The sequence below is a fragment of the Desemzia sp. FAM 23988 genome, from assembly GCF_045528365.1.
Classification (GTDB): domain Bacteria; phylum Bacillota; class Bacilli; order Lactobacillales; family Carnobacteriaceae; genus Desemzia.
In genome coordinates this window covers 71,068-94,709 of the sequence record NZ_JBGQQS010000006.1, presented here as the reverse complement: position 1 = coordinate 94,709, position 23,642 = coordinate 71,068, and the positions used below count along the sequence as shown (strand labels likewise).

The window sequence follows — 23,642 nt, the reverse complement described above, 5'->3', positions numbered from 1 at the left end:
CTTTTCATTGCACGTCCTATAAGACTCATACTTTTTAGATACCCCTTTCTATAGCCTACTGTTCATATTGTAAAGAAAGAATATGAAAAAGGTATGAAGAGAGCATGGAGAAAAACAGTTTAACGGCTCTTCATCTTCTAACGTTGGTAAAGAAATTTCTTCCGGCCTATGGGGCTGCTTATGGAACACCATGGGAACGCCTTGAGCCGAAAACCGCGTCTCAAGACTTGCAAGCTTCAAACCCCGAGTAAAAGCTGAAGCTTAACTCGGGGTAATTCTCATTGCATCCTTTTCATGGCTATAAGCAACCCCATATTCCTCCATAAATTTCTAGAACTGAGTTTCTAATAGAGTTAGAGTTAAAAAGAAATGGATTTTCTACTCACCAACGTCAAATGTTGTAGAACCAGTTTAACTAGTATAAAGCAAAAAAAAGAGATAGGACTAATGTCCCATCTCCGTCTAACATTTTATTCAGTTTCTGCTGTATTTTCTTCCATATCGGTTGTACCTGTTGGTTCTGAATCAACAGATTCTTGCGCGTCTGTTGCTAATTCAGGTGCATTGGTTTTATACAACGGAACAGTTGATTGATCTCCGTTTAAGTGATATAAGCTGGTGGAATCTTCACCAAGGTTCTCATTCAGCTGTCTTAAACGATCCGCTTGATTCATGTAATTGTAATCAGAAACATCGTCTTCTAACAATCCTTCAGGAGTGTAGAAACGGAGCAAGTCACTTTCCAAAATACTATCTGACGTACTTAATTGTGCAGTTGCTTGTTCTTTTATTTTTTCCACTTCCGCCAATACTTCCTCAGAAGGCTCAGCGATGACTTCACCAGTTTCTGTATCGTAAATAACTGATCCATCTAAAGTGTATTTAGGAGTGACCACGTCACCATTTCTAAAGGCAACTGTCTCATCATGATCTGCAGAGAGTAAATCATTACCCATCAATACATAGTCAGTTGTATCAATTCCTAATAAGTGAAGGGTAGTTGGCAAGATATCAACTTGTCCACCAAATGTATCGAATACTTCCCCGTTGCCAGTACCAGGAATATGGTAAATGGCAGGAACTCTTTGCATCATAGAATTGTCATAACCTGACCATTCATCAGGATTTTCGCCTAACAATGGGGCTAATGTTTCGTTACGTGCGTTTGAAATACCATAATGATCTCCGTATAAAATGATCATTGAGTTATCATATAATCCTGATTCTTTCAAATAGTTGAAGAACTCTTCAACCGCTTGATCTAAATAATGAGCTGTGACAAAGTAATTATCGATTGTATTGTCACCAGTTGTTGCAGCTGGTATATCAGCATTCGCTTCATCTAAAGGATAAGGGAAGTGATTAGATACAGTGATAAATTTACTGTAAAACGGTTGTGGCAATTGTTCTAGATATTGGATCGATTCTTGGAAGAATATTTTATCTTTCATTCCATATTCCAATGTATTTTCTTCAGTGAACGTATAGTATTCGTCATCGAAGAAATAATCGATTCCCATAGATTTATACGTGTCATCACGGTTCCAGAATGAACCTACATTTCCATGGAACATAGCGGAAGTATAGTCCTCTTCGGAACGCAAGATTTGAGAAGCTGATTGGAAAGTGTTTGTAGAACCATATTGTGTAAATGCTCCACCTTGAGAAGAGCCAAACAATGAATTCTCTAATAACATTTCTGAATCAGCTGTTTTACCTTGTCCTACTTGATGGAAGAAGTTCTCAAAACTGTAACTGTCTTCGTTATCAAAAAGACTGTTGATAAACGGTGTTACTTCATGCATTTCACCATTCTCATCTTCCAATTGGTAATTGATCAAAAATTGTTGGAAACTTTCTAAGTGGATATAGATCACATTTCTATCTTTAGCAATTCCAAACATTTCACTGTTTGGTTCAGCATTGTGCTCATTGACATAAGATAGAACAGATTCCATATCCGATTCATCAGCACTTGCTTTGATTTGATTCGATTGAGCTGTTTGATAACCATCATAAGCGGTAAAGAAGTTGATTCCCAGGTATTTCACAATATAATTCCGGTCGAATGTACGCAAAAGCAATTGTGGACGGTCGCTTTCAGCTAAAGCTAAATTTCCAGCAAATAATGTTACACCTAAAGTAGTCATTGCGACGGCATAGCGTTTCAGTATTGGACGGTTATCCATTTGAATACCGATTTTTTTATTGAACATCACAAAAATCAGGACAACAAAATCTAACCAATAAAGAAGATCTTGAGGGCGGAACAAAGCAAAAGCACTGGCGCCTATCCCGTTGGCTACTTTACCGGCACCCAACATGGTAGAAATCGTTAAGAAATCACTGAATTCACGGTAATAAAGGACGTTTGCATACAATAACATGCTCGTTAAGAAATAAACAACGAATAAGGCAGTATAAGCTTTCTTAGACTTGGAAAAGTAAAGGGCGATAGAAAATAACAAGACTGTGGTCGCGATAGGATTAATGAATAAGATGAATTCCTGCATCAATCCTTCTACACCTAACTCAAATTCGATCTGGTAAACTAAATAAGTTTTTAGCCAGAAGAGAATGACAGCAAAAGTGAAAAAGCCCAGTCGTTTAGAAAGTAATTGTTTTAATTTTGACACGGTGTTGCCTCCTTTTTGAAAATGCCTCAAACATAAATGTACATTTTCAATAAAATCAAGTACTGAACTCCTTGATTTTTCTGTTTTTTTTAGATCTTACATCAACAAATATTTTACAATTAATACACAATATAGTCAATTAAAAGTAGAAAAGTTGAGACTTTAGTAGTATGATAAATCTTTTGGGAACAAGCTTCACAGAAGAATGTTAAAATTTGGTAAACAACCTGTTATAAACGCATAAAAAATGACATTAGAATAGACTTAAACTTGTATCTATAATAAGTTATAATAGTGCTGATAAAAAGGAGGCTTCTGCTTAAAGTGATTTTTTTACAAGAACTATATGATATTACAGAAGTCTTGGCCGGCGATTGGATCAATCATTTCTATTTGATTGAACTGATTTTTTTCAGTTTAGATCGTTCGTTGCTCTACTTCATAGTTTGGTTGATGTGTCGATTTCTTTATTTAAGGTTCCATCAAGATCGTTGGCCAGTTAAAAAAATGCGCCGAGAAGTGATATTAAATGTCTTTGTCTTTTATATTCTCTTATTGATCCATTTAACTGTTTTCCGTGGGGAAACGACCTTATCGTCTGTGTCGATTCATTTGCAGCCTTTGAGCGTGATCAATTGGGTTCCTTTTGTAGAGACGATCAAGTTAACCAATGGTCTGTCAATGTTTTCTTATTATTATAATCTCTATGGAAATATTCTCTGGTTTGTGCCCATGGGATTTGGAGCAGCTTATCTATTAAGTAAAAAGCATTCTTTTTTTCGAACGCTCTCTATTGGATTTTTAGTCTCACTATCTATTGAAGTACTGCAGTTTTTCTTTGATACAGGTATTCCGGATATCGATGATTTGATTTTTAATACTGTTGGAACGCTTATTGGAATTGGTTTATTTCATGCTATCCAGTGGATACGAAAGAAAAGAAAATATGAAAAAAAGAATCGAGTTTAAAAAAGTAACTTGAGGTTTAAATAAGTACTTTAAGTTATACTTTGCATAAGAGAAGAAGTATATTAACTGGAATGAGGTTTATGAGTGAAAACATTACAATTAAAACAAAAAGCTGTTCAACGAGTATTGAAAGGCAACCCATTATTGATCAATGAAGACTTTGTAGAGCCATTGAATGAAAAAGAGGGCACACTTGTCAAGTTAAGCGATCAAAATAATCGCTTTGTGGCAACGGCTTATCTGGCAACACAAAATAAAGGAAATGGCTGGGTGTTAACATTGAATCCTAATGAAGTCATTACTGAAAATTTTTACGCGCGCTTATTTTTACAAGCTGCTGAGGTGAGAGAAGCACTAAAAGCGGATGATACAACGACAGCTTATCGTTTCTTTAATGGAGAAGGGGATGGCTTAGGCGGATTGACCATTGATGTATATGAAGAATACTACGTCTTTTCTTGGTACAGCGAAGGTATCTTTGAACACCAACAAGCAATTTATCGAGCTTTCCAACAAGCAGTTCCTGAAGCAAAAGGGATCTATCAAAAATTCCGTTACAAGCGTCCAGACGGTCTATTATCAGAATTTGTTTCCGGTCAAGAAGCTCCAGAACCATTGATCATTCAAGAAAACGGAATCCATTATGCGACTTATTTAGATGATGGACTGATGACAGGGATTTTTCTTGATCAGCGTCATGTCCGCAACAGTCTGATGGAAAAATATTCTGTTGGCAGAAGGGTGTTAAATACTTTTAGCTACACTGGTGCTTTTTCAGTTGCAGCAGCTCTTGGAGGAGCTGTTGAGACCGTTAGTGTGGATTTAGCGAAGCGCAGTTTACCTAAAACGGAAGAACAGTTTACTGTAAACGAGTTAAGCTTGGAAAACCATAAAATTCGTGTGATGGATGTATTTGATTATTTCAAATATGCTGTCCGTAAAAAACTGGTCTTCGATACTATAGTGGTCGATCCACCCAGCTTTGCCCGTTCGAAAAAAAGAACGTTCAGTGTAGCGAAAAATTATACAGCGTTGTTAGAAGATATCATTGATATTACGAGTGACGGCGGTACAATCATTGCATCTACAAACTCTGCTGCAGTATCTACCAAACGTTTTGAGTCCTTTATCAATGAAGCCTTTAAGAATAAAGAATCACGGTATAGAATTCTGGAAAAGCATACTCTTCCAGAAGATTTTAAAGTCAATCCACATTTTAAAGAAGGCAATTACTTGAAAGTGTACATTATCCAAAAAGGTTGATTCTTTTATAGAAAGAAGTTTTTAGGATGGGAAAGAAAGCAAAAATTCAAAAAACAAATGCAATTCGACTACTTGAAAAGAATGCTGTTTCTTTTCAAGTGCATACTTTTCCGTGGAGTGAAGATCACTTAAGCGCGAAAGATGCGATGGAAAAATTATCAGTCCCTAAAGAACAACTTTTTAAAACACTGGTCACGGTAGGAGATAAGACAGGAGTAGTGATAGCTGTCATTCCAGGAACTAGTGAACTTGATTTAAAAGCGTTGGCTAAAGCAAGCGGGAATAAAAAAATCGTCATGCTTCATATGAATGATTTGCTGGCTACCACGGGCTATATACGAGGCGGTTGTTCGCCAATAGGCATGAAAAAGGATTTTCCTACTTATTTATCTATTCTAGCTGAAGATATGGAGAGCATCATTGTTTCAGCAGGGAAAAGAGGTATGCAAGTAGAATTAACGCCAAGTGATTTAAAGTCTATTACAAATGGAGTGTTTGCTGAAATTGAAGCAGTAAATCCATAAAGAGAACACGCAAAAAAGAACTCTAAAGGAGCGATTGTCCAGCAATCGCTCCTTTAGAGTTCTTTTTAATAATGACTTACATAACGCTTCTTTTTATTCATTTGAACACAGTTGTAAACAAAGGTTGCTGTATGAAGAAAGAAGATAATGGTTGAATACCCTATCAGTAAAAGTATAAAATTATCAGTTGGAATATTTAGTTCGTCATAGAGTATACCTGAAAAGAAGGACACAAAAATCACTGTTACAAAAGTTGTCAGAGAAGGCAGCCATAATAATACACTATTTTTTATGGCAGATTTCCTCTCTTTTCCGACAAAAAAAGAGCCGGCAAATAGCAAAGTTAATGTAAGACTTAGAAAGATAAAAACCGCTTGAAAAGAAGACCAATAAAGACTGTAGATAGGGTGCATCGTCATTATCCTTTCCGAATAGAAGTATTTTATATGTAAATCTTAATGTAAGCGTACACTACGAAAAGCAATAAAGAAATAGCCAAGAGAGAATGTTAAACAAACCTTTAGATTTGGAGGGAAATATGAAACAAATCTAAAGGTTGCTGGACTATTCGTTTGTAAGAGTGACAATAATGAAATGGGGTTTATTATTGATGCGTAAGGGGAAGAGACTATTCCCAATTCCACGGCTGACAACTAATTTTTGGTCAGGATTTTGAGAAGCAGGGTAAATCCCTGATGTGTATGTGGGAAAGAAACCTTGTCCTGGAGCAAATAAGGGACCTATGATCGGCAAACGAATTTGCCCTCCGTGAGCATGACCGCTAAAAATAATATCCGGTTGTATAGCTGGATTATCGGTTAGATAGGATTCAAAATATTCTGGATGGTGTGCCAATACTAAAGTGGGTAATCTGGTAGTGTCGTGCGTCATTGGTAGCTCTGACATCATTTCTCCATCTTTCAAACCAACGATGGCTAAAGATTCTTCGTGAACAGTAACTACGTTTGTTTCATTTTCCAGCAGAACGACGCCATTTTGGACCATAACCTCATTCCATTCTTCCAATTGGCCGCTTGAAGTTTCGTGGTTTCCAGACACCGAGTAAGTAGGGGCTATTTGAGACAACTCAGCTACTAATTCGGCTAACGGAGTAGTGGCTATATCTGCCGATCGATCCATCAAATCACCCGTTAAGAAAATCAAATCAGGCTCAGCTTTTTTCGTTTCTGCAATCAACACAGCAGGATCGATCCGACTTCTCGGAAAATGGATATCTGATAGGTGAACGATCTTTAACTGATCGAGTTCTTTCGGAAGTTCAGGTAATTCAATGAAGAGCTGTTCAACTTCTAGAGTACGATTCTCACGATAACCATGAAGCATTACCAGCAAAAACAGAAAGAAGAAACAAAGTAAACCAATGAGTAGTTTTTTCAAGAAGACACCTCCGTTGGACGAAATGTAAAAAAAGACGGGAAAAATCTCCCGTCCGATTCAGATATTATTGCTGTGATGAGCTAGGTAAAGAAGCGATTTTTTGATCGTCCATAAAATAATCCCTGATATCCATCCAGTTGTATACTCGTTCATAGGAGCAAGGGTCTTGATTGAGAGAGTTGGTGTACAACAGCCCAGTACCAGAAAAACGATCCAATTGACGAATAGAATCGTCAATCAGGTAATCAGCATGGATAATGCTTTTTTCTCCACAAAAAACAAAGTGTTGGGGATTTAGAAAATCAAAGTGTTCTAATAACCATTCATATTTTGCTTTGAATGTATTAGGAACATCCATAGCAGCTGTTGCGATGTATAGGTCGTAATGTTCATTCAACTCGCGTAAAACTTTTTGAGCATCTTTCATTACAGGAATTTTTCTGAAAAAATCATACGTATTGATGAGAGGATAAAGTTCTTTAATGACATTTACAATATCAAAATCAGGGTGCTGAGCAATGTAATCTTCTGTAGACTCAAACGTGACTTGATATTCTTTCTTGTACAATTCTATAAAACTCACTTCCATGTCAGCCAATACTTGGTCCATGTCGATCGCAATACGTTTTTTCATAGTGACAAAATCCTTTCAAATGAAGAGTTATTTTCAGATAGTGTTTTAAAGTTGTATATCGGAGCTAAACCAGGCACTACGTACCCTGTTCTAGTAGAGCTACGGTCGGTAGACACTCGAGAAAAAGATAAAATCAATTGAGGAAAAAAAGCGTCCTTATTTGATTTTCCTATTTTCTTGTCGTGTCTCCCAAGCGACCTACGCATCCTGTAGTTGAGCTTCGGTCGCTTGACTTTCGGGAAAAATCATTCTCTTTTTTGAGGATAAAAAGCATCCTCTAAAAAGAGAATAGATTTTCCCTTCAAGCCAAACCAGCGACTTACGCATCCTGATAGTAGAGCTGCGAGGCCTAGCAATTTTGCAAAAAAGATAAATTATGATTGGGACTGAGAAACGCCCCAATCATAATTTCCTATTTTTGCGTCATTGCTCCCGAGGCCTCTCCGCATCCTGTGCGGCGTGCTTTCCGGCTATTCTTCCGGTTATAAATGCACCTGTGATGTTGTACCCTCCAGTGTATCCGTTGTAATCTAGAAATTCGCCGCTGAAATAAAGTCCTTGGGTTAATTTGCTCTCCATGGTTTTAGGGTTCACTTCTTTTGTATTCACGCCTCCGCCTGTAACAAAAGCTTTTTCAATGGGCAGCGAACCATTGACTTGGAAACGAAAATCTTTTAAAAATTCCACAAAAAGGTCCAGCTGTTGAACCGTTAGTTGTTTTAAAGGTGTATTTTCTTCAACATTCAGTCGTCCTAATCCAAATAACAAGAAACGTTCAGGAACAAAGCCTTTTAAGGCATTTTTAACTGCTTTGTCTCCGTCAGTTTTAATCAATTTTTGCAAGTGTTGTTTTAATTCATGAGCGGTAGTTTGCGGCACTGAATCGATCGTCATTGTCACCGATTCTGTTTTGTCTCGTTTCAATGTTTGGTGAATAAACATTGAGCAGCGCAATACAGCTGGACCAGAAACACCAAAGTGGGTAAAAATCATATCCATTTGATGTGAGACAACGTTTTTCCCTTTTTTATTGAGAACACTTAAATTTATGTCTCGTAAAGAAAGACCTTGTAAAGTGCGGTCTTGGATAAACGGTTCAGCAGAAGTCACGGGTGACTCTGTCGGATACAATTCTTTTATCGTATGCCCAGCTTTTTTAGCCCATTTGTAACCATCTCCGGTTGAACCTGTTCGAGGCATCGCTTTTCCACCGACTGATAAAACGACTGATGAGGCCGTTAACGTCCGTCCATCTTTCAACAAGACACCTTTTACTTTATTGTCTTCATATAAGACTGTTTCCACAGGAGCATCGGTATACACTTGGATATTTAAGCGATCCATGATTTTAATCAATGTCTCTAAAATCGTTCTAGCTTTATCCGTAGTTGGAAACATACGGCCATGATCTTCTTCTTTTAAGGCTACACCGTTAGAGCGGAAAAAATCCATAATGTCATAATTATCGTATTGTGCAAATGCACTATACAAGAAACGTCCGTTACCAGGAATGTGTGCGATAATTTCTTCTTTATCGCGGTTATTGGTAACATTGCAACGTCCATTTCCAGTTACTAACAGTTTTCTTCCTAATGTTTTGTTTTTTTCGACCAATATGACTTTAGCGCCATTTTCAGCAGCAGAGATAGCAGCCATCATACCGCTTGTTCCTCCACCGACTACAATTACAGTTGCATCCATTTGTTTAACTCCTTAATTACTAGTTGCTAGTCTTTTTTAGTAGTTTTATTTTAGCACATTTAAGCCCTGTTCACCTAAATTAGTCCATAATCCGCTTTTATCTGTGAAAATAGATGAAATTCCCTAAAGAAAGTATGAGAAAACAGGAGGAAAGATTTTATTTAAGCTCACTTATTGTTAATATGTAGTGTAATGATTTAATCAAGAATTTAATAGAGAGTGGACGGATGAAGATGAACTATTTTAGAAAGCTCCCTGTAACAATAGGGAAAGAAAGGCAATCAGGATTGCCTAAAGAATTAAAAACGATGGATCTGATTTTATTAGGTTTAGGAGCCATTGTTGGGACGGGGATTTTTGTCATCACCGGAACAGCTAGTGCGGTAACTGCAGGACCGGCTTTAATTATTTCGTTCATTATTGCAGCTTTTTCTTGTGCACTAAGCGCATTGTGTTTTGCTGAATTTGCTTCAAGAATGCCGGTATCTGGAGGAGCCTATTCTTATGGGTACGCTATTTTTGGTGAAATTGTCGGCTGGCTTGTCGGTTGGTTGATGCTGTGTCAATATTTATTGGCGTGTGCTTCTGTAGCTTCAGGGTGGTCCGGGTATTTGAATGGATTTTTAACAGGTCTAGGTATTGGGCTGCCTTCTGCTTTGCGAGCTTCTTACAATGCAGCAAAGGGTACTTATATTGATTTGATCGCTGTTTTAGTAACGCTTATCGTCAGCTATTTAGTTATGCAAGGAGCTAAAAAAGCTCTTCGTTTGAACAGTATGATGGTGTATGTGAAATTTGGATTGATTGCATTATTTTTAGTGGTTGGTGTGTTTTATGTTAAACCGGAAAATTGGACACCGTTTGCACCTTTTGGTTTAGATGGTATTATTGAAGGAGCAGCCATTGTATTTTTTGCTTTTCTGGGATTTGATGCTGTCAGTACGGCTGCAGAAGAAACAAAAGATCCACAAAAAAGTATGCCTCGAGGAATTATTGGTTCTTTAGGAATTGCAACAGTTTTATATATTTTAGTAACCTTGGTATTGACGGGTGTCGTGCCATTTGCGAATCTGGATGTTCGTGATCCTGTATCATTTGCCATGCGTTTTATCGGACAGGATTTTGTGGCTGGAATGATTTCTGTGGGAGCCATCTTAACGCTACTGACGGTTCTTATTTCTATGATGTATGGACTAGGCAGATTGATATTCGCGATTAGCAGAGATGGATTGCTGCCTGAATTTTTAAGTGAAATAGACGAGAAAAACCATACGCCTAAAAAAGCGACCATGGTTGCTGGTGTCATTACAGCTGTTTTATCGGGAGTTGTTCCTCTAGGGAAATTGGCTGAATTGACAAATATTGTAACGTTGATGGTATTTGTGATCATGGCTGCGGGAATCATCAAATTAAGAAAAGAACATGGACAACCTGAAAAAGGGGAGTTTCGAGTCCCACTAGTTCCGGCATTGCCAATACTGTCTATTCTGGTTTGTATTTATTTAATGGTACAGTTGTCGTGGACCGTTTGGGTGTCTTTCCTAGTTTGGTTGATAATTGGGATCGTTATTTACATGGTGTATGGTTATAAACATAGTAAAATGAATACAAAAAAATAATGCTTCTATCAAACAAAGAGAATAGTTAAGCCTTTATAAATATGAAGGTCTAACTATTCTTTAAATGCTTTTTTTTGTTAAACTGTACGGGTATCTATATTAAATAGTAAAAACTGAAAAAACAAATTAGTTAGAAAGTGTGGAGAAAATGGCTTTTGTTAAAATAAAAGATGAGTACAAACGCTATAAAATGGGAGAAACGATTGTTGCTGCGAATGATGGAGTTACCTTTGAGATTGAAGAAGGTGAGTTCGCAGTCATCGTAGGACCAAGTGGTGCTGGAAAAACAACGGTATTGAATATTTTAGGTGGAATGGATACGGCTGATGAAGGTTTGGTTGAAATTGATGGAATAGACATTTCCGATTTTAACGACAAACAGTTGATTCGCTATCGCCGTGAATCAATAGGTTTTGTCTTCCAATCCTATAACTTAGTGCCTAATTTAACGGCAAAAGAAAACGTGGAATTGGCTTCTGAAATTTCTGTCGATGCATTGGATCCTGAAAAAGTACTTCAAGAAGTGGGATTGGGTCATCGAATGAACAATTTCCCAGCACAATTATCTGGTGGAGAACAACAACGTGTAGCGATCGCAAGAGCTCTGGCTAAACAGCCGAAGTTATTGCTTTGTGATGAACCTACTGGTGCTTTAGATTATGAAACAGGGAAACAAGTATTGAAGTTGTTGAAAGACACTTGTGAAAACTATGGTACGACCGTTATTGTGATTACTCATAATCAAGCGATCACACCGATTGCAGATCGTACCATCGAAATCAATAATGCCAAAGTACGCAAAGTTACACTGAATCCTAATCCTAAATCTGTAGCAGAGATAGAATGGTAGAGGTGAGACTTTGAAGAAAAAAACATTATGGAAAGATATTTTTCGTGAAATAGCGAAATCAAAAATGCGATTTTTATCGATTTTTTTGATTATTTTGCTTGGCGTGGCTTTTTACTCAGGAATTAAGGCTACCAGCCCCGATATGATAGACACCGCTGATACTTATTATAAAGAAAATAATTTAATGGATGTAAAAGTCCTTTCAACGTACGGACTGACAGAAGACGATATTGAGTTATTGAAAGATATCGAAGGGGCTTCTGTTGAAGCTGTTTATACGCAAGACGTGATACTGGAAGGGACAGATTTGGTCACAAAAATTGTGAGTACTTCGAATGCTGACCAACCAGATATCAATCAGCCTGTCTTAGTTGATGGCAGACTTCCTGAAAATTCAGGTGAAATAGTTCTGGATGCGAAAAGCGCGTATACAGAAGAGTATTCGATTGGTGATACGATAACGTTTAAAACAGATGATGATTCAATCAACTTAGAAGATTCTTTTACTGGTGTAACGTATGAAGTTGTTGGATTTGCCCATTCCCCTCAATTTATTGAAAATAACGCTAGAGGGAACACTTCTATTGGATCAGGGACTCTTGATGGGTTTGCTTTTATTCCTCAAGATGATTTCAATCTGGAGGTTTACACAGAAGCTTATTTAACTTTTTCAAGTGCTGAAGCTCTTCAATCTTATTCCGATAATTATGAGACGGAAGTTGAAAAAAAACAATCCGCTATTGAAGCTGCATTAAGCAATCGTCCTGAAGAGCGAAGAAAAGAGATTCAAAAACGCATTCAAGACGAGATAGATAAAGGACAAGCTGAAATCGATGATGGACGTACTGAAATTGAAGAAGGTCAGCAAGCTTTAGCAGATGCCGAAACCCAGCTGGCTAATGCCCGTGCTGAACTAGATCAAGGATGGCAAGAATACAATGACGGTGTAGCGACATTTGAAACCGAAATTGCCAATGGTCAAGCAACGATCGATCAAAAGACTCAAGAATTAGAAAATTCACGTATCGAAATTGTGAATGGAAAAGCAGAATTGGAGGCAGCGCAAGAAGAACTAGACAATTCAAAAGCTGCTCTGGAACAAGAAAGAGCATCTGGCGAAACACAGATAGCGAATGGTACGGCAGTTCTTCAAAATGCTCGTGAAACAGTTACAGTTACGATTCCCTCTGATGATCAGAATACCTTGGTAAGTGGGGCTCAAGCCATTAGTCCAGAGATAAGCGGATTAGTGAGTGGTTATTTGGCAGGTACAGTTCCTGCTCAAACAGTTCTTTCAACTATTGAAGAAGTAGAAGCTGGTTTGCCAACGGATGAAGCTGATGAGAACGCTGCTGGTATTCAAGCGTGGATCGAAACGGCTCGCACCGTGATTCAGATACCAGGTATGAATGTGCCTTTAGATCGACAAGTACAAGTAACGGAACAACTGAATGCTATGGAAGTAGAGTTGGGAGAAATGATGACCAATTACTACGATGGTGTGGTTCCGCCTGTAAATGCACTTGAAGCATTGAATACGACAGAATCCAGACTACTTTTAATTCGTGAGCAGTTAGACAATTATCAAGCCGAGTTAACTGCAGGACAGCAACAGATTGATCAACAACGAGCGCAACTTGAGGCAGCAGAAAGTCAAATCGCTGAAGGCAGAGCTGCTTTGGAAGAAGCTCAAAATGAATTGGATCAACAAAAAGAAAACGGCGAAATGGAATTGCAAGAAGCTCAAGCCGAGCTAGAACAAGGCGAAGCTGAATACGAAGATGCAGTTGCAGAATTTCAAACAGAAAAAAGAGATGCTGAAGCTGAAATCGAAGATGCTGAGGCTGAACTAGCTAAAGGGCAAAGAGAACTAGATAAAGCCAAAACAGAATTGGAAGATGTTACGCTGCCTGAATATTATGTGTTGGATCGGAATACAAATCCAGGATATGCAGAGTTTAATGATAATGCAGAACGGATCGCTTCCATTGCACAAATATTCCCAGTATTTTTCTTCCTTATCGCAGCGCTTGTTTCATTGACTACGATGACTAGAATGGTAGATGAACAACGCACACAAATTGGAACGTTAAAAGCTTTAGGGTATACCAACTGGGATATCTCAAAGAAATTCCTCGTTTACGCCTCACTAGCTAGTTTGACAGGTGCGGTGATTGGTTTACTTGTTGGCTTCCATTTGTTCCCGACGGTGATTATCAATGCGTACGGATCTTTGTACAATTTGACGTCTGTTCAAATCGGCTATTACTGGGAAGACGTTATCGTTTCCTTGATCATCGCTTTCCTATGTACCGGCTTAACAGCTTTAATAGCCGTTCGTGTTTCTCTAAAAAGTAATGCCGCCAATTTGATGCGTCCTAAAGCGCCAAAAGTTGGAAAAAGAATCTTGTTAGAACGCATTCCATTTATTTGGAATAGATTTACTTTTACACAAAAAATTACCGCTCGGAATATTTTCCGCTACAAGCGCAGAATGTTGATGACAGTTGCTGGTATTTCTGGATGTACAGCCTTGTTGTTAACTGGATTTGGATTATCGGATTCGATTTCAGATGTTGGTACTCTACAATATGGAAAAATCAACCAATACGATTCGATTGTGGCCTTGAATACGGATGCAACGGACTTTGAAAAAGAAGAATACGCCCAATTGATTGAAAATACTTCTGAATTAGAATCAGGATTGAAAGTGTATCAAGAAATTTACACTGCCGCAGAAGAAGGCGTCAATCCTCAAGATGTGACGATTTTTGTCCCAGAAACAACGGAGAACTTAGATGCATTTGTTACACTGACAAATCGTACTTCAGATGAACATTACGTTTTGTCAGATGATGGAGCTGTTGTCAGTGAAAAGCTTGCTGAGTTGTTTGACTTGCAAATAGGAGACACGTTGACATTGGAAGATGCAGACAATCAGGAAATCAGTGTCACAGTCGAACAGATTACTGAAAATTACTTGCAGCATTTTGTTTATCTTTCACCAGCTTACTATGAGTCAGCGGTAGGAGAAATTCCTGAAGCCAACACTCATTTATTGAGTTTTGATGAGTCGCAAAATTGGGAAGATGAATTTGGCCAACAACTGACACAATTAGATGCGGTCGTTGGGGTAACCTTTACCAGTTTTATTAGCGAAGCTTTCAAAGATACCTTGGAAAGCTTAGTTATTGTAACGATTGTTTTAGTTGTCTCGGCTGCTTTACTGGCATTTGTCGTATTGTATAATTTGACGAATATCAATGTATCTGAACGCATTCGTGAATTGTCCACGATCAAAGTCCTTGGTTTTTATGATAAAGAAGTGACCATGTATGTGTACCGTGAAAACTTCCTCTTAACGTTGATGGGAACAGCAGTCGGATTATTGTTGGGATTGTTATTGCATGGGTTTGTATTGAATACAGCTGAATTAGATATTATGATGTTCAGTCCGGTCATTGCGGTATCCAGTTATATTTATTCCGCGTTATTAACGATTTTATTTTCTACCATCGTTATGCTCTTCATGCATGTCAAATTAAAAAATGTAGATATGCTGGAAGCTTTAAAAACAGTAGAATAGAAGATGATTACAAAAGAGGCAGTTGCTTGATCCATAAGCGGCTGCCTTTTTTGTGGTTTGCCAACTTTTTGAAATTGACAAATAAAAATTAACCGTCTTTTAATTTTGAACCTTGTAGAAATTTATTTAGGAATATGGAGGATTACTTGCATCATCAAAGAGCTATGCTGGATGATGAAATGATGAAGTAACGGAGTCTTAACATCATTGAGCACCGCTGAGTGATGATGAACATTTTTTTGCAAACAGTGAGAAAGGGTACTAATAAGGTGCTCAACTACCATACTGTGCTTTTAAACAGTGAGATAGGGTACTAATAAGGTGCTCAACTACCATACTGTGCTTTTAAACGGTGAGATATGGTACTAATAAAGTGCTCAACTACCATACTGTGTTTGCATACTGCTCATTAAATGAATCATCTGGTATAATGAAAATGAACTTATAGACAACGATATTTTCTCAAGTTAGTTATCTTTACCCTGTAGAAAAGGAAGTGACTGCAGTGTCCCTTTGTTTACGTACATTAAAAATAGCTCTTTCAACCGTAGTCGCAATTTTTATAGCCGATTTTCTTCAATTGGATTCTAGTATATCTGCTGGAATTATTGCCATATTAAGTGTGCTGGACACACGGAAAACTTCATTTGAAATTGCTGTTCAAAGAGTCATATCCACTCTGTTAGCCTTAGGAATAGCTACAGTGCTCTTCCAATTATTTGGTTTTTCAACGCTGGTTTTTGGATTGTATTTGCTTCTTTACGTCCCCAGCGCTTACAAATTAAACGTCCAATCTGGGATTGCTCCTTGTTCAGTATTGGTTACTCATTTATTGATTGCTGAAAGCACGTCGTCAGGTTTATTACTAAATGAATTACTATTGATGTTGATCGGTGCTGGAATGGCCTTATTGGTCAATTTATACATGCCTTCTAAAGCAGATAAAATCACTGATATTCGAAATAAAGTAGAAGAACAAATGCAAAAGATCTTATATCAAATTGATGGCTGTTTACAAAACGGAATCCAAACAGATATTTCAGATACTGAATTGAGAACATTGGATCAATTATTGGAAGAAGGGATCCTATTAGCTCACAATGAAGCAGATAATCGCTTCATCAATCAATCGTATTACAGTATCCGCTATTTTGAGATGCGCAAAACACAAGCTAGGATATTAGAACAGATGCAGCACAATTTGAAACAAATCTCTATTCCTCTGCTGCAAAGTAAAATACTGGCTGGAATGTATTATTTAACGGCTGAAACATTGCATGAGTACAATCCTGGAATCAACCTATTGGAAGAGATCGATGAGCTGACACGTTACTTTAGAGAAAGCGATTTGCCGCAAACGAGAGAAGAATTTGAAAAAAGAGCGATATTATTTCAATTACTCAATGATTTTGAACGATTCCTTCTAATCAAGAAAGACTTTTTCGACGAATACCGCAATGAATTATTTACTCAAAACAGTAGTCTTTAGGTGCTGTGCGTATACAGTTCAAGTATAATATTATGTAAGAAGAGGAGTACAAAAAGGAGGAGTTTTTATGGAACGATTCCAAAAAATCCGTATGACATTTCTAGTAGCAGCAGTATTAGGCGTAACAGCTTGTGGGAGTCAATCAGGAGACCCAGAGGAGTCGAGTACTAACGAAAGCTCACAAAGTTCTTCTTCCGAAGCGGAAGAAAGCAGTGTATCTGAATCCAGCACACAGGAGCCAACAGAATCTATTTATACGACAAAAGACTTTTTTCCAAATACCGATAATCTTCATTATGAATACACAGGTGAAGGAATTGAGTATGCGGGTTTTTCTGAATCTACTGTTTACTCGACTGAAAACCGAAAACAATTTTCTCGCAATAATGGAGGAACTGAAGTTGCGGAGGTAATTGCTTTACAAGAGGATCAACTTGTTGTTCTTTATCATAAAGGAGAAGTTTATTATCGCGAAAATGCATTGGAAAAATCCAATGAGCCTATCGAAATACTGTTGCAAAGTCCATTTCAAGTAGGAGCCAGCTGGGAAATACCAGATGGACGCACTAAAACAATCACTGGACTTGAAGTACCTGTGACTACAGAGCTGGCTGAATATGAAACGTTGGAAGTGACGACTGAATGGGATAATGAATCAGCTGTAGTCGTGGACTATTATGCACCTGAAATTGGCTTAGTAAAAAGTGTCTTTACAGATGATGAAGGAAATGAAGTCATTACTGAAATTCAATCCATTACGGAAACTCCTTTTGAACAAACAATTCGCTTTTATTACCCTAACTTTGAATCAGAGCAAGTCGAATACGTCAATAAAACTGTTCAAATGAATACCAATGATAGTACGAAAGATGCAATAGAATCTGCTTACAAAGAAATTCCAGAAGGGTTAACACCTGTGTTATCTGAAAATGTTGACATCAATACACTATATTTGAACGATGATGGCAGAGTTTATGTAGATTTTTCACAAGAATTGATGGATGAAATGAATGCTGGGTCTTTAGTCGAACAGTTAATTGTAGAAAGTTTAGTAAATACCATTGGAAATTATTACGACGTAACGGAAGTGTATCTGACAGTAGCCGGAAAGCCGTATCAAACAGGACATATCGAGCAACAAGAAGGAGACTTTTTCCAAGTCGATGTAGAAGGGATACCAGAATTTCAATTAACGGAATAACGTCTAAATAATCATGAAAACAGTTGAACAGCTGCTCACCATAGTTCCCCTATCGTAAAAACTGTTCAATCAGAACACAAACTTCCAAAAACAATGAATCACTTATCGAGTGAATGAAAATTACTTTGCCAATAGGAATGATCCTCATTCTGATATTTCACAATTGATCCCTGCCATAGACCATAATTAAATCTGAAAGCGGTTGACCCAGAAAATGGTGTCAGCTGCTTTTTGAATATCCTAAATAATCAACAGACCAGACGAATTGAATAGTAAATATTTTCCGTTACAGTGCTGGAATTTCTCCAAAAAAGTTAGTAAAGCGCATTCTTTTGTGTAGCTGGAAAATATCTTTCGTTATCCTAAAAAAACTATTGATTAAATATTCTGAATATTCTATACTAAGGAGCATCAACAGTTTTCTTATTTGATTTTAATGTTTCTAATAAATTCTGAATAGATTGAAAACTAGTAGAAATACGGATAAAACGGGGGAGTTTCATAAATGAAAAAGAAATTATTGTTAGGACTTGCAGCTTTGTCTGTATTTGCAACAGCTTGTGGTGCTGGGGGCAGCACTGCGGATGGGGATACCATTAAATTAGGAGCAATGTTTGAAAAAACAGGTCCAGTTTCTGCTTATGGTTCAGCGGAATCGAACGGTGTAAAGTTAGCTGTTAAAGAAATCAATGAAGCTGGCGGTGTTTTAGGCAAACAACTTGAAATAGTTGAATACGATACTAAATCAGATAATACGGAAGCAACCAGTATTGCAACAAGACTGGCTACAGAAGATGGAGTAGTAGCTATTGTAGGACCGGCTACATCAGGAGCCGTTCAAGCAGCCACTCAACCTATCACCAGAGCTGAGGTCCCATTAATTACACCTTCGGGAACAGCGGATAACTTGACGGTGACAGAATCAGGAGATGTGCAGCCTTTTGTTTTCCGTACGTCTTTCCAAGACTCATTCCAAGGTGTGGCATTAGCCAACTTTGCAACAGAACAATTGCAATCCAAGAAAGCAGTGATCATTGGAGATAGTTCAAGTGATTATGCAGTAGGTTTGACGAATGCTTTTAAGGATACCTATAAAGGCGATATCGTTGCTGAAGAATACTTTACACAAGATGATACAGATTTTAGTGCGATCTTAACGAAAATCCAAAATCAAGATTTTGATGTCATCTATTTGCCAGCCTATTATGAACAAGCTGGGCTGATCTTGAAACAAGCTCGCGAAATGGGTATCGAACAACCTATTCTGGGTGGAGACGGCTTCAGCAACCAAGCTTTACTGGACTTGGCTGGCATAGAAAACGTGACAGATGTTTACTATTCAGCTCATTTCTCATTAGAAAATGAAGATGAACAAGTGCAAACTTTCATTGACAACTATACAGCCGAATACGATACGGCTCCAGACGCTTTCTCTGCTTTAGCCTATGATGCGGTATACCTAGTAGCTCAAGCACTAGAAGATGGTGGGGAAGCTACTCCAGAAGCTGTGACTGCTGCATTAGAAAGTATCGCTGATTTTGACGGAGTCACTGGAACCTTCTCAATAGATGAAAACCATAACCCTGTCAAATCAACTCTGATTATTGAAGTGCAACAAGGAAAAGAAGCAAGTACTGAAGAAATCCAACCATAAAAATAGGACATGTGAAAGGTGCGAAGCCACATACAAGCTTTGCACTTTTCCTTTTTTATCACCAAAACTATAGATTTAAAGAGAGGTGCCGAATGGATACATTTATTCAACAAATGATAAATGGCTTATCACTGGGAAGCATTTATGCGTTGATTGCGTTAGGTTACACGATGGTTTATGGAATTATTAAATTGATTAATTTTGCTCACGGCGATATATACATGGTAGGAGCGTTTGTTGGCTACACGATGATCAATTCATTTGGGATGGGATTTTTCCCAGCTCTTGTAACGGCGATGGCGTTAAGTGCGTTGTTAGGAGTATTGATTGAACGAATCGCCTATAAACCGCTTCGGAACGCTACCCGAATAGCAGTGCTGATCACAGCTATCGGAGTTTCTTATTTATTGCAAAATGGGATGCTGTATTTTTATGGTGCAGAAGTTCGAGCCTTTCCTCAAGTACTTGACAATACATTGTACAGCTTTGGAGGAATTCAGGTCAGTCAGATCCAATTGATGATTTTTGGAACGACGTTTATTTTGATGATTTTATTGCAGTTTATCGTTCAAAAAACAAAAATGGGAAAAGCGATGCGAGCAGTAAGTACAGATGCTTCAGCCGCTCAATTAATGGGAATCAATGTAGACAATACGATTTCATTTACCTTTTTCCTTGGCTCATCTTTAGCAGGAGCGGCAGGAGTGTTGGTTGGTTTGTACTACAATACTATTGATCCCATGATGGGTGTAGCTCCTGGTTTGAAAGCTTTCGTAGCAGCTGTTCTTGGAGGAATTGGAATTATCCCGGGAGCGATGATCGGCGGATTGACTATCGGAATCATTGAAACCATGGTCAGTGCATATGGGAATTCAATGATCCGAGATGCAGTGGTCTATGGAATTTTGATTCTGATTTTGATTATACGTCCTTCAGGTATCTTAGGGAAACATGTTAAAGAGAAAGTGTAGGTGGCAAAAATGAAATTAGTGAATAAAACAAATATCGGTTGGCTGATTTTAGCTGTTGCTGCCTTTTTGCTGCTGCAATTAGCTGTTTCAACTGGAATCATCAGTGCTTACTATGAAATTACGTTGGTCACTATTTTGATCAATGTGATATTAGCCGTTGGATTAAACTTGATCATCGGTTTTTCAGGACAGTTCTCGTTAGGTCATGCCGGGTTTATGGCGATTGGAGCCTACACTGCTGGAATCATCTCTAAATATTTCCCTCATTATGGAGGATTATTTCTAGGTATTATAGCAGGGATCATATTAACCAGTGTGGTTGCTTTGATCGTTGGGATTCCAACATTGCGATTAAAAGGAGATTATTTAGCGATTGCTACCTTGGGAGTAGCTGAAATCATTCGGATTGCGATCGTAAACATGCAAGGGATCACAAATGGGGCGGCTGGATTAAGTGGGATACCTTATTTAGCTAAATGGCCTTTGATATATGTATTTGCCGTATTAACGATTTTGATTGTTGTCAATTATACGCGAAGCAGTCCTGGACGAGCTACGATCTCGATTCGTGAAGATGAGATTGCTGCTGAATCGATGGGGATCAACACAACAAAATACAAGACGATCGCTTTTGTTTTAGGAGCTGCAACTGCTGCTATCGGTGGAGCATTACATGCATCTTATTTCAGTGTTATCCGACCGGGAGATTTTACATTCAATAAATCCATTGATATTTTAATCATTGTGGTTTTTGGCGGTATTGGAAGTGTGACTGGATCAGTTATTGCAGCAATTATTCTAGGTATTTTAAATGTATTTTTACAACCATTCGGTTCACTGCGTATGATTATCTACGCACTAGCTTTGATCATTATCATGATTTTCAAACCCTCTGGATTACTAGGAAATCAAGAATTTACAGTATCAGGAATACTCCGCCTCTTTGGCCGTAAATCCACTACACAAGAGGAGGGCAAATAATGAGTTTATTAGAAGTGAAAAAATTAACCAAAAATTTTGGCGGGCTTTCTGCCGTATCGAATGTCAATTTGGAACTGAACAGCAATGAATTAGTTGGCTTGATCGGTCCTAATGGCGCTGGGAAAACGACCCTTTTTAATTTGTTAACGGGTGTTTATGAGCCTTCAGAGGGGACGATCGATATTGAAACAGATGGTCAAAAGAAATCCGTCATTGGGGAAAAAACGTTTACCATCACAGATATGGGTTTTGGAAGAACTTTCCAAAACATTCGCCTGTTTAAAGATTTAACGGTACTGGATAATGTATTGATCGCGATGCACTCAAAAAGTAAAGTGGGAACGATAAAAAGTATATTGCGTTTCCCAAGCTATTATGCTTCAGAAAAAAAGATGAAACAAGAAGCGATTGAATTGTTAAAAATCTTTAGTTTGGAAAATAAAGTAACTGAATTCGCTAAAAACCTGCCTTATGGGGAACAAAGAAGGCTGGAAATTGTGCGAGCACTGGCTACCCGACCTAAAGTATTGTTTTTAGACGAACCGGCTGCAGGGATGAATCCTCAAGAAACGGCAGATCTTACAGCTTTGATTCGTCAGATTCAAAAAGATTTCGAGATTACAATTTTACTGATTGAACACGATATGTCTTTGGTCATGAATGTTTGCGAACGTATTTATGTATTGGAATACGGTCGTATGATTGCCCATGGGACACCGGAAGAGATCAAAGCAAATGACCAAGTGATTAAAGCTTATTTAGGTGGTGAGTAAATGCTGGAAGTAAAAGATTTAACAGTCCATTATGGAGTTATCGAAGCTATTCGAAATGTAACGTTTAGTGTGAATGAAGGCGAGATCGTATCTTTGATTGGGGCAAACGGGGCAGGGAAATCAACGATTCTAAAAGCTATTTCTGGATTGCACCAACCTAGTCATGGAGAAATTCTCTACGAAGGAACAGCTATTACGAAAGAAACACCTAAAAAAATCGTAGAAAAAGGCATCTCTCAAGTACCAGAGGGGCGACACATTTTTAGCGGGATGACCGTTATGGAAAATTTGGAAATGGGAGCTTTTCTCAGAAAAGATAGAGCAGAAGTACAAAATGATTTAGACAATGTCTTCAGTCGTTTCCCTATATTGAAAGAACGGATGAAGCAAGATGCAGCTACTTTGTCTGGAGGAGAACAACAAATGGTGGCAATGGGACGAGCTTTAATGAGCCGACCAAGGTTATTGCTCCTAGATGAACCTTCTATGGGATTGGCACCCATATTGATCAAAGAAATTTTTCATATCATTGAAGAGATCAACCAAACGGGTACGACTGTACTCTTGATCGAACAAAATGCTAAAATGGCTTTAAAGATAGCAAATAGAGGTTACGTATTAGAGACCGGCAATGTGGTTCAAACAGGGACAGGAAAAGAATTGCTAGAAAGTGATGTTATTCAAAAAGCTTACTTGGGAGGTTAAAAGATGTTAGTGAAAGATTACATGACAACCGAAGTTATTACTGCTGCAGAAGATACTAAAGTATTAGAAGCGTTGGATTTAATGAAGGAGAATGATTTTCACCGGTTGCCGATCGTCAAAAATGGCCGTATGATAGGATTGATCACTGAAGAGATCATTAGTGATAATTCCCCCTCAACAGCCACTTCTTTAAGTATCCATGAGTTGAATTACCTACTGACGAAAACGACTGTTGGAGATATCATGTGCAGTAAAGTACCGACTATTGGTCCAGAAGATTTACTGGAAGAAGCTGCCAGCAGAATGAGGGATTTAAAAGTCGGCGTATTGCCGGTAGTCCAAAATGAAAATCAACTTGTTGGAATCATCACAGACAAAGATATTTTTAGAGCATTTATTGATCTTTTAGGATACAACAATAAAGGCAGTCGTGTAGTGATCGATATACCAGAGGACCATCCCGGTATCTTAGAAGACATCACGAATATTTTAGCGGAAGCTAATGTAAGCATCAATCAAATTGCAGTATATCGAAAAGATTCATTCACTCAAGTCGTTATCCAAATGGATAGCGAGAACACGAATGACATCCAAGAAATACTAACGACTAGTGGATATACAGTCAGTTCAGCTGTCTACAAAGAAGGCAATTGAGCCGCAACGAAAAAGACTTTCCTTATGACTCACT

The 23,642-nt window shown here is 38.1% G+C and carries 18 protein-coding genes; 14 read left to right on the top strand and 4 right to left on the bottom strand.

Annotated elements, in window-relative coordinates:
- Positions 1–470 precede the first annotated feature (470 nt).
- Positions 471–2,636 (bottom strand): LTA synthase family protein, encoded by a 2,166-nt coding sequence (locus ACEN4L_RS05205; protein WP_407096505.1) that lies wholly within the window; start codon positions 2,634–2,636, stop codon positions 471–473.
- A 324-nt stretch (positions 2,637–2,960) separates the two neighbouring features.
- Here ACEN4L_RS05205 and ACEN4L_RS05200 point away from each other — a divergent pair, with 324 nt between their 5' ends.
- The 3 genes from ACEN4L_RS05200 to ybaK all read left to right on the top strand — a co-directional run bounded on the left by ACEN4L_RS05200 (position 2,961) and on the right by ybaK (position 5,392).
- Positions 2,961–3,605: a VanZ family protein gene (locus ACEN4L_RS05200; protein ID WP_407096504.1), complete on the top strand. Its 645-nt coding sequence runs from the start codon at positions 2,961–2,963 to the stop codon at positions 3,603–3,605.
- A gap of 84 nt (positions 3,606–3,689) precedes the next feature.
- The gene (locus ACEN4L_RS05195) at positions 3,690–4,868 is read left to right on the top strand and encodes a class I SAM-dependent rRNA methyltransferase (RefSeq protein ID WP_407096502.1); all 1,179 of its coding nucleotides are present in this window, start codon (positions 3,690–3,692) and stop codon (positions 4,866–4,868) included.
- A gap of 26 nt (positions 4,869–4,894) precedes the next feature.
- Positions 4,895–5,392, top strand: a complete 498-nt coding sequence (gene ybaK / locus ACEN4L_RS05190; protein WP_407096501.1) for a Cys-tRNA(Pro) deacylase — start codon at positions 4,895–4,897, stop codon at positions 5,390–5,392.
- 564 nt (positions 5,393–5,956) lie between these two features.
- On the opposite strand, the gene ACEN4L_RS05185 is transcribed toward ybaK, so the two are convergent.
- The 3 genes from ACEN4L_RS05185 to ACEN4L_RS05175 all read right to left on the bottom strand — a co-directional run bounded on the left by ACEN4L_RS05185 (position 5,957) and on the right by ACEN4L_RS05175 (position 9,125).
- Complete coding sequence (locus tag ACEN4L_RS05185; RefSeq protein WP_407096500.1) at positions 5,957–6,790, bottom strand: metallophosphoesterase; 834 nt, start codon at positions 6,788–6,790, stop codon at positions 5,957–5,959.
- 64 nt (positions 6,791–6,854) lie between these two features.
- Positions 6,855–7,424: a 5' nucleotidase, NT5C type gene (locus tag ACEN4L_RS05180; protein WP_407096499.1), complete on the bottom strand. Its 570-nt coding sequence runs from the start codon at positions 7,422–7,424 to the stop codon at positions 6,855–6,857.
- Between the two features lie 423 nt (positions 7,425–7,847).
- Entirely contained in the window at positions 7,848–9,125 is a 1,278-nt protein-coding gene (locus ACEN4L_RS05175) for an NAD(P)/FAD-dependent oxidoreductase (RefSeq protein WP_407096498.1), read from the bottom strand.
- Positions 9,126–9,358: 233 nt separating this feature from the next.
- Here ACEN4L_RS05175 and ACEN4L_RS05170 point away from each other — a divergent pair, with 233 nt between their 5' ends.
- The 11 genes from ACEN4L_RS05170 to ACEN4L_RS05120 all read left to right on the top strand — a co-directional run bounded on the left by ACEN4L_RS05170 (position 9,359) and on the right by ACEN4L_RS05120 (position 23,608).
- Positions 9,359–10,744, top strand: a complete 1,386-nt coding sequence (locus ACEN4L_RS05170; RefSeq protein WP_407096497.1) for an APC family permease — start codon at positions 9,359–9,361, stop codon at positions 10,742–10,744.
- Positions 10,745–10,892: 148 nt separating this feature from the next.
- On the top strand, positions 10,893–11,594 hold the full coding sequence (locus ACEN4L_RS05165) for an ABC transporter ATP-binding protein (protein ID WP_407096496.1): 702 nt from the start codon (positions 10,893–10,895) through the stop codon (positions 11,592–11,594).
- Between the two features lie 10 nt (positions 11,595–11,604).
- A complete protein-coding gene (locus tag ACEN4L_RS05160) occupies positions 11,605–15,180 on the top strand; it encodes an FtsX-like permease family protein (protein ID WP_407096495.1) in 3,576 nt (1,191 codons plus the stop codon).
- A 505-nt stretch (positions 15,181–15,685) separates the two neighbouring features.
- Positions 15,686–16,669 carry an aromatic acid exporter family protein gene (locus tag ACEN4L_RS05155; protein WP_407096494.1) on the top strand — a complete coding sequence of 328 codons (984 nt, stop codon included), beginning with the start codon at positions 15,686–15,688 and terminating at the stop codon, positions 16,667–16,669.
- Between the two features lie 67 nt (positions 16,670–16,736).
- Positions 16,737–17,870 carry a GerMN domain-containing protein gene (locus ACEN4L_RS05150; protein ID WP_407096493.1) on the top strand — a complete coding sequence of 378 codons (1,134 nt, stop codon included), beginning with the start codon at positions 16,737–16,739 and terminating at the stop codon, positions 17,868–17,870.
- A gap of 505 nt (positions 17,871–18,375) precedes the next feature.
- Complete coding sequence (locus ACEN4L_RS05145; protein WP_407096491.1) at positions 18,376–19,524, top strand: ABC transporter substrate-binding protein; 1,149 nt, start codon at positions 18,376–18,378, stop codon at positions 19,522–19,524.
- 92 nt (positions 19,525–19,616) lie between these two features.
- Positions 19,617–20,495: a branched-chain amino acid ABC transporter permease gene (locus ACEN4L_RS05140; protein WP_407096490.1), complete on the top strand. Its 879-nt coding sequence runs from the start codon at positions 19,617–19,619 to the stop codon at positions 20,493–20,495.
- 9 nt (positions 20,496–20,504) lie between these two features.
- Entirely contained in the window at positions 20,505–21,476 is a 972-nt protein-coding gene (locus tag ACEN4L_RS05135) for a branched-chain amino acid ABC transporter permease (RefSeq protein ID WP_407096489.1), read from the top strand.
- Positions 21,476–22,249, top strand: coding sequence for an ABC transporter ATP-binding protein (locus ACEN4L_RS05130; protein ID WP_407096488.1), 774 nt, complete (start codon positions 21,476–21,478; stop codon positions 22,247–22,249). The genes ACEN4L_RS05135 and ACEN4L_RS05130 overlap by 1 nt, the downstream gene beginning before the upstream one ends.
- Positions 22,250–22,954: an ABC transporter ATP-binding protein gene (locus tag ACEN4L_RS05125; RefSeq protein ID WP_407096487.1), complete on the top strand. Its 705-nt coding sequence runs from the start codon at positions 22,250–22,252 to the stop codon at positions 22,952–22,954.
- A 3-nt stretch (positions 22,955–22,957) separates the two neighbouring features.
- On the top strand, positions 22,958–23,608 hold the full coding sequence (locus tag ACEN4L_RS05120; protein ID WP_407096486.1) for a CBS domain-containing protein: 651 nt from the start codon (positions 22,958–22,960) through the stop codon (positions 23,606–23,608).
- Positions 23,609–23,642 lie beyond the last annotated feature (34 nt).

Coding starts and splice junctions, on each gene's coding strand:
- ACEN4L_RS05125 (WP_407096487.1), top strand. CDS start 22,250: ATGCTGGAAGTAAAAGATTTAACAGTCCATTATGGAGTTATCGAAGCT.
- ACEN4L_RS05175 (WP_407096498.1), bottom strand. CDS start 9,125: ATGGATGCAACTGTAATTGTAGTCGGTGGAGGAACAAGCGGTATGATG.
- ACEN4L_RS05165 (WP_407096496.1), top strand. CDS start 10,893: ATGGCTTTTGTTAAAATAAAAGATGAGTACAAACGCTATAAAATGGGA.
- ybaK (WP_407096501.1), top strand. CDS start 4,895: ATGGGAAAGAAAGCAAAAATTCAAAAAACAAATGCAATTCGACTACTT.
- ACEN4L_RS05130 (WP_407096488.1), top strand. CDS start 21,476: ATGAGTTTATTAGAAGTGAAAAAATTAACCAAAAATTTTGGCGGGCTT.
- ACEN4L_RS05120 (WP_407096486.1), top strand. CDS start 22,958: ATGTTAGTGAAAGATTACATGACAACCGAAGTTATTACTGCTGCAGAA.
- ACEN4L_RS05180 (WP_407096499.1), bottom strand. CDS start 7,424: ATGAAAAAACGTATTGCGATCGACATGGACCAAGTATTGGCTGACATG.
- ACEN4L_RS05135 (WP_407096489.1), top strand. CDS start 20,505: ATGAAATTAGTGAATAAAACAAATATCGGTTGGCTGATTTTAGCTGTT.
- ACEN4L_RS05145 (WP_407096491.1), top strand. CDS start 18,376: ATGAAAAAGAAATTATTGTTAGGACTTGCAGCTTTGTCTGTATTTGCA.
- ACEN4L_RS05150 (WP_407096493.1), top strand. CDS start 16,737: ATGGAACGATTCCAAAAAATCCGTATGACATTTCTAGTAGCAGCAGTA.
- ACEN4L_RS05140 (WP_407096490.1), top strand. CDS start 19,617: ATGGATACATTTATTCAACAAATGATAAATGGCTTATCACTGGGAAGC.
- ACEN4L_RS05170 (WP_407096497.1), top strand. CDS start 9,359: ATGAACTATTTTAGAAAGCTCCCTGTAACAATAGGGAAAGAAAGGCAA.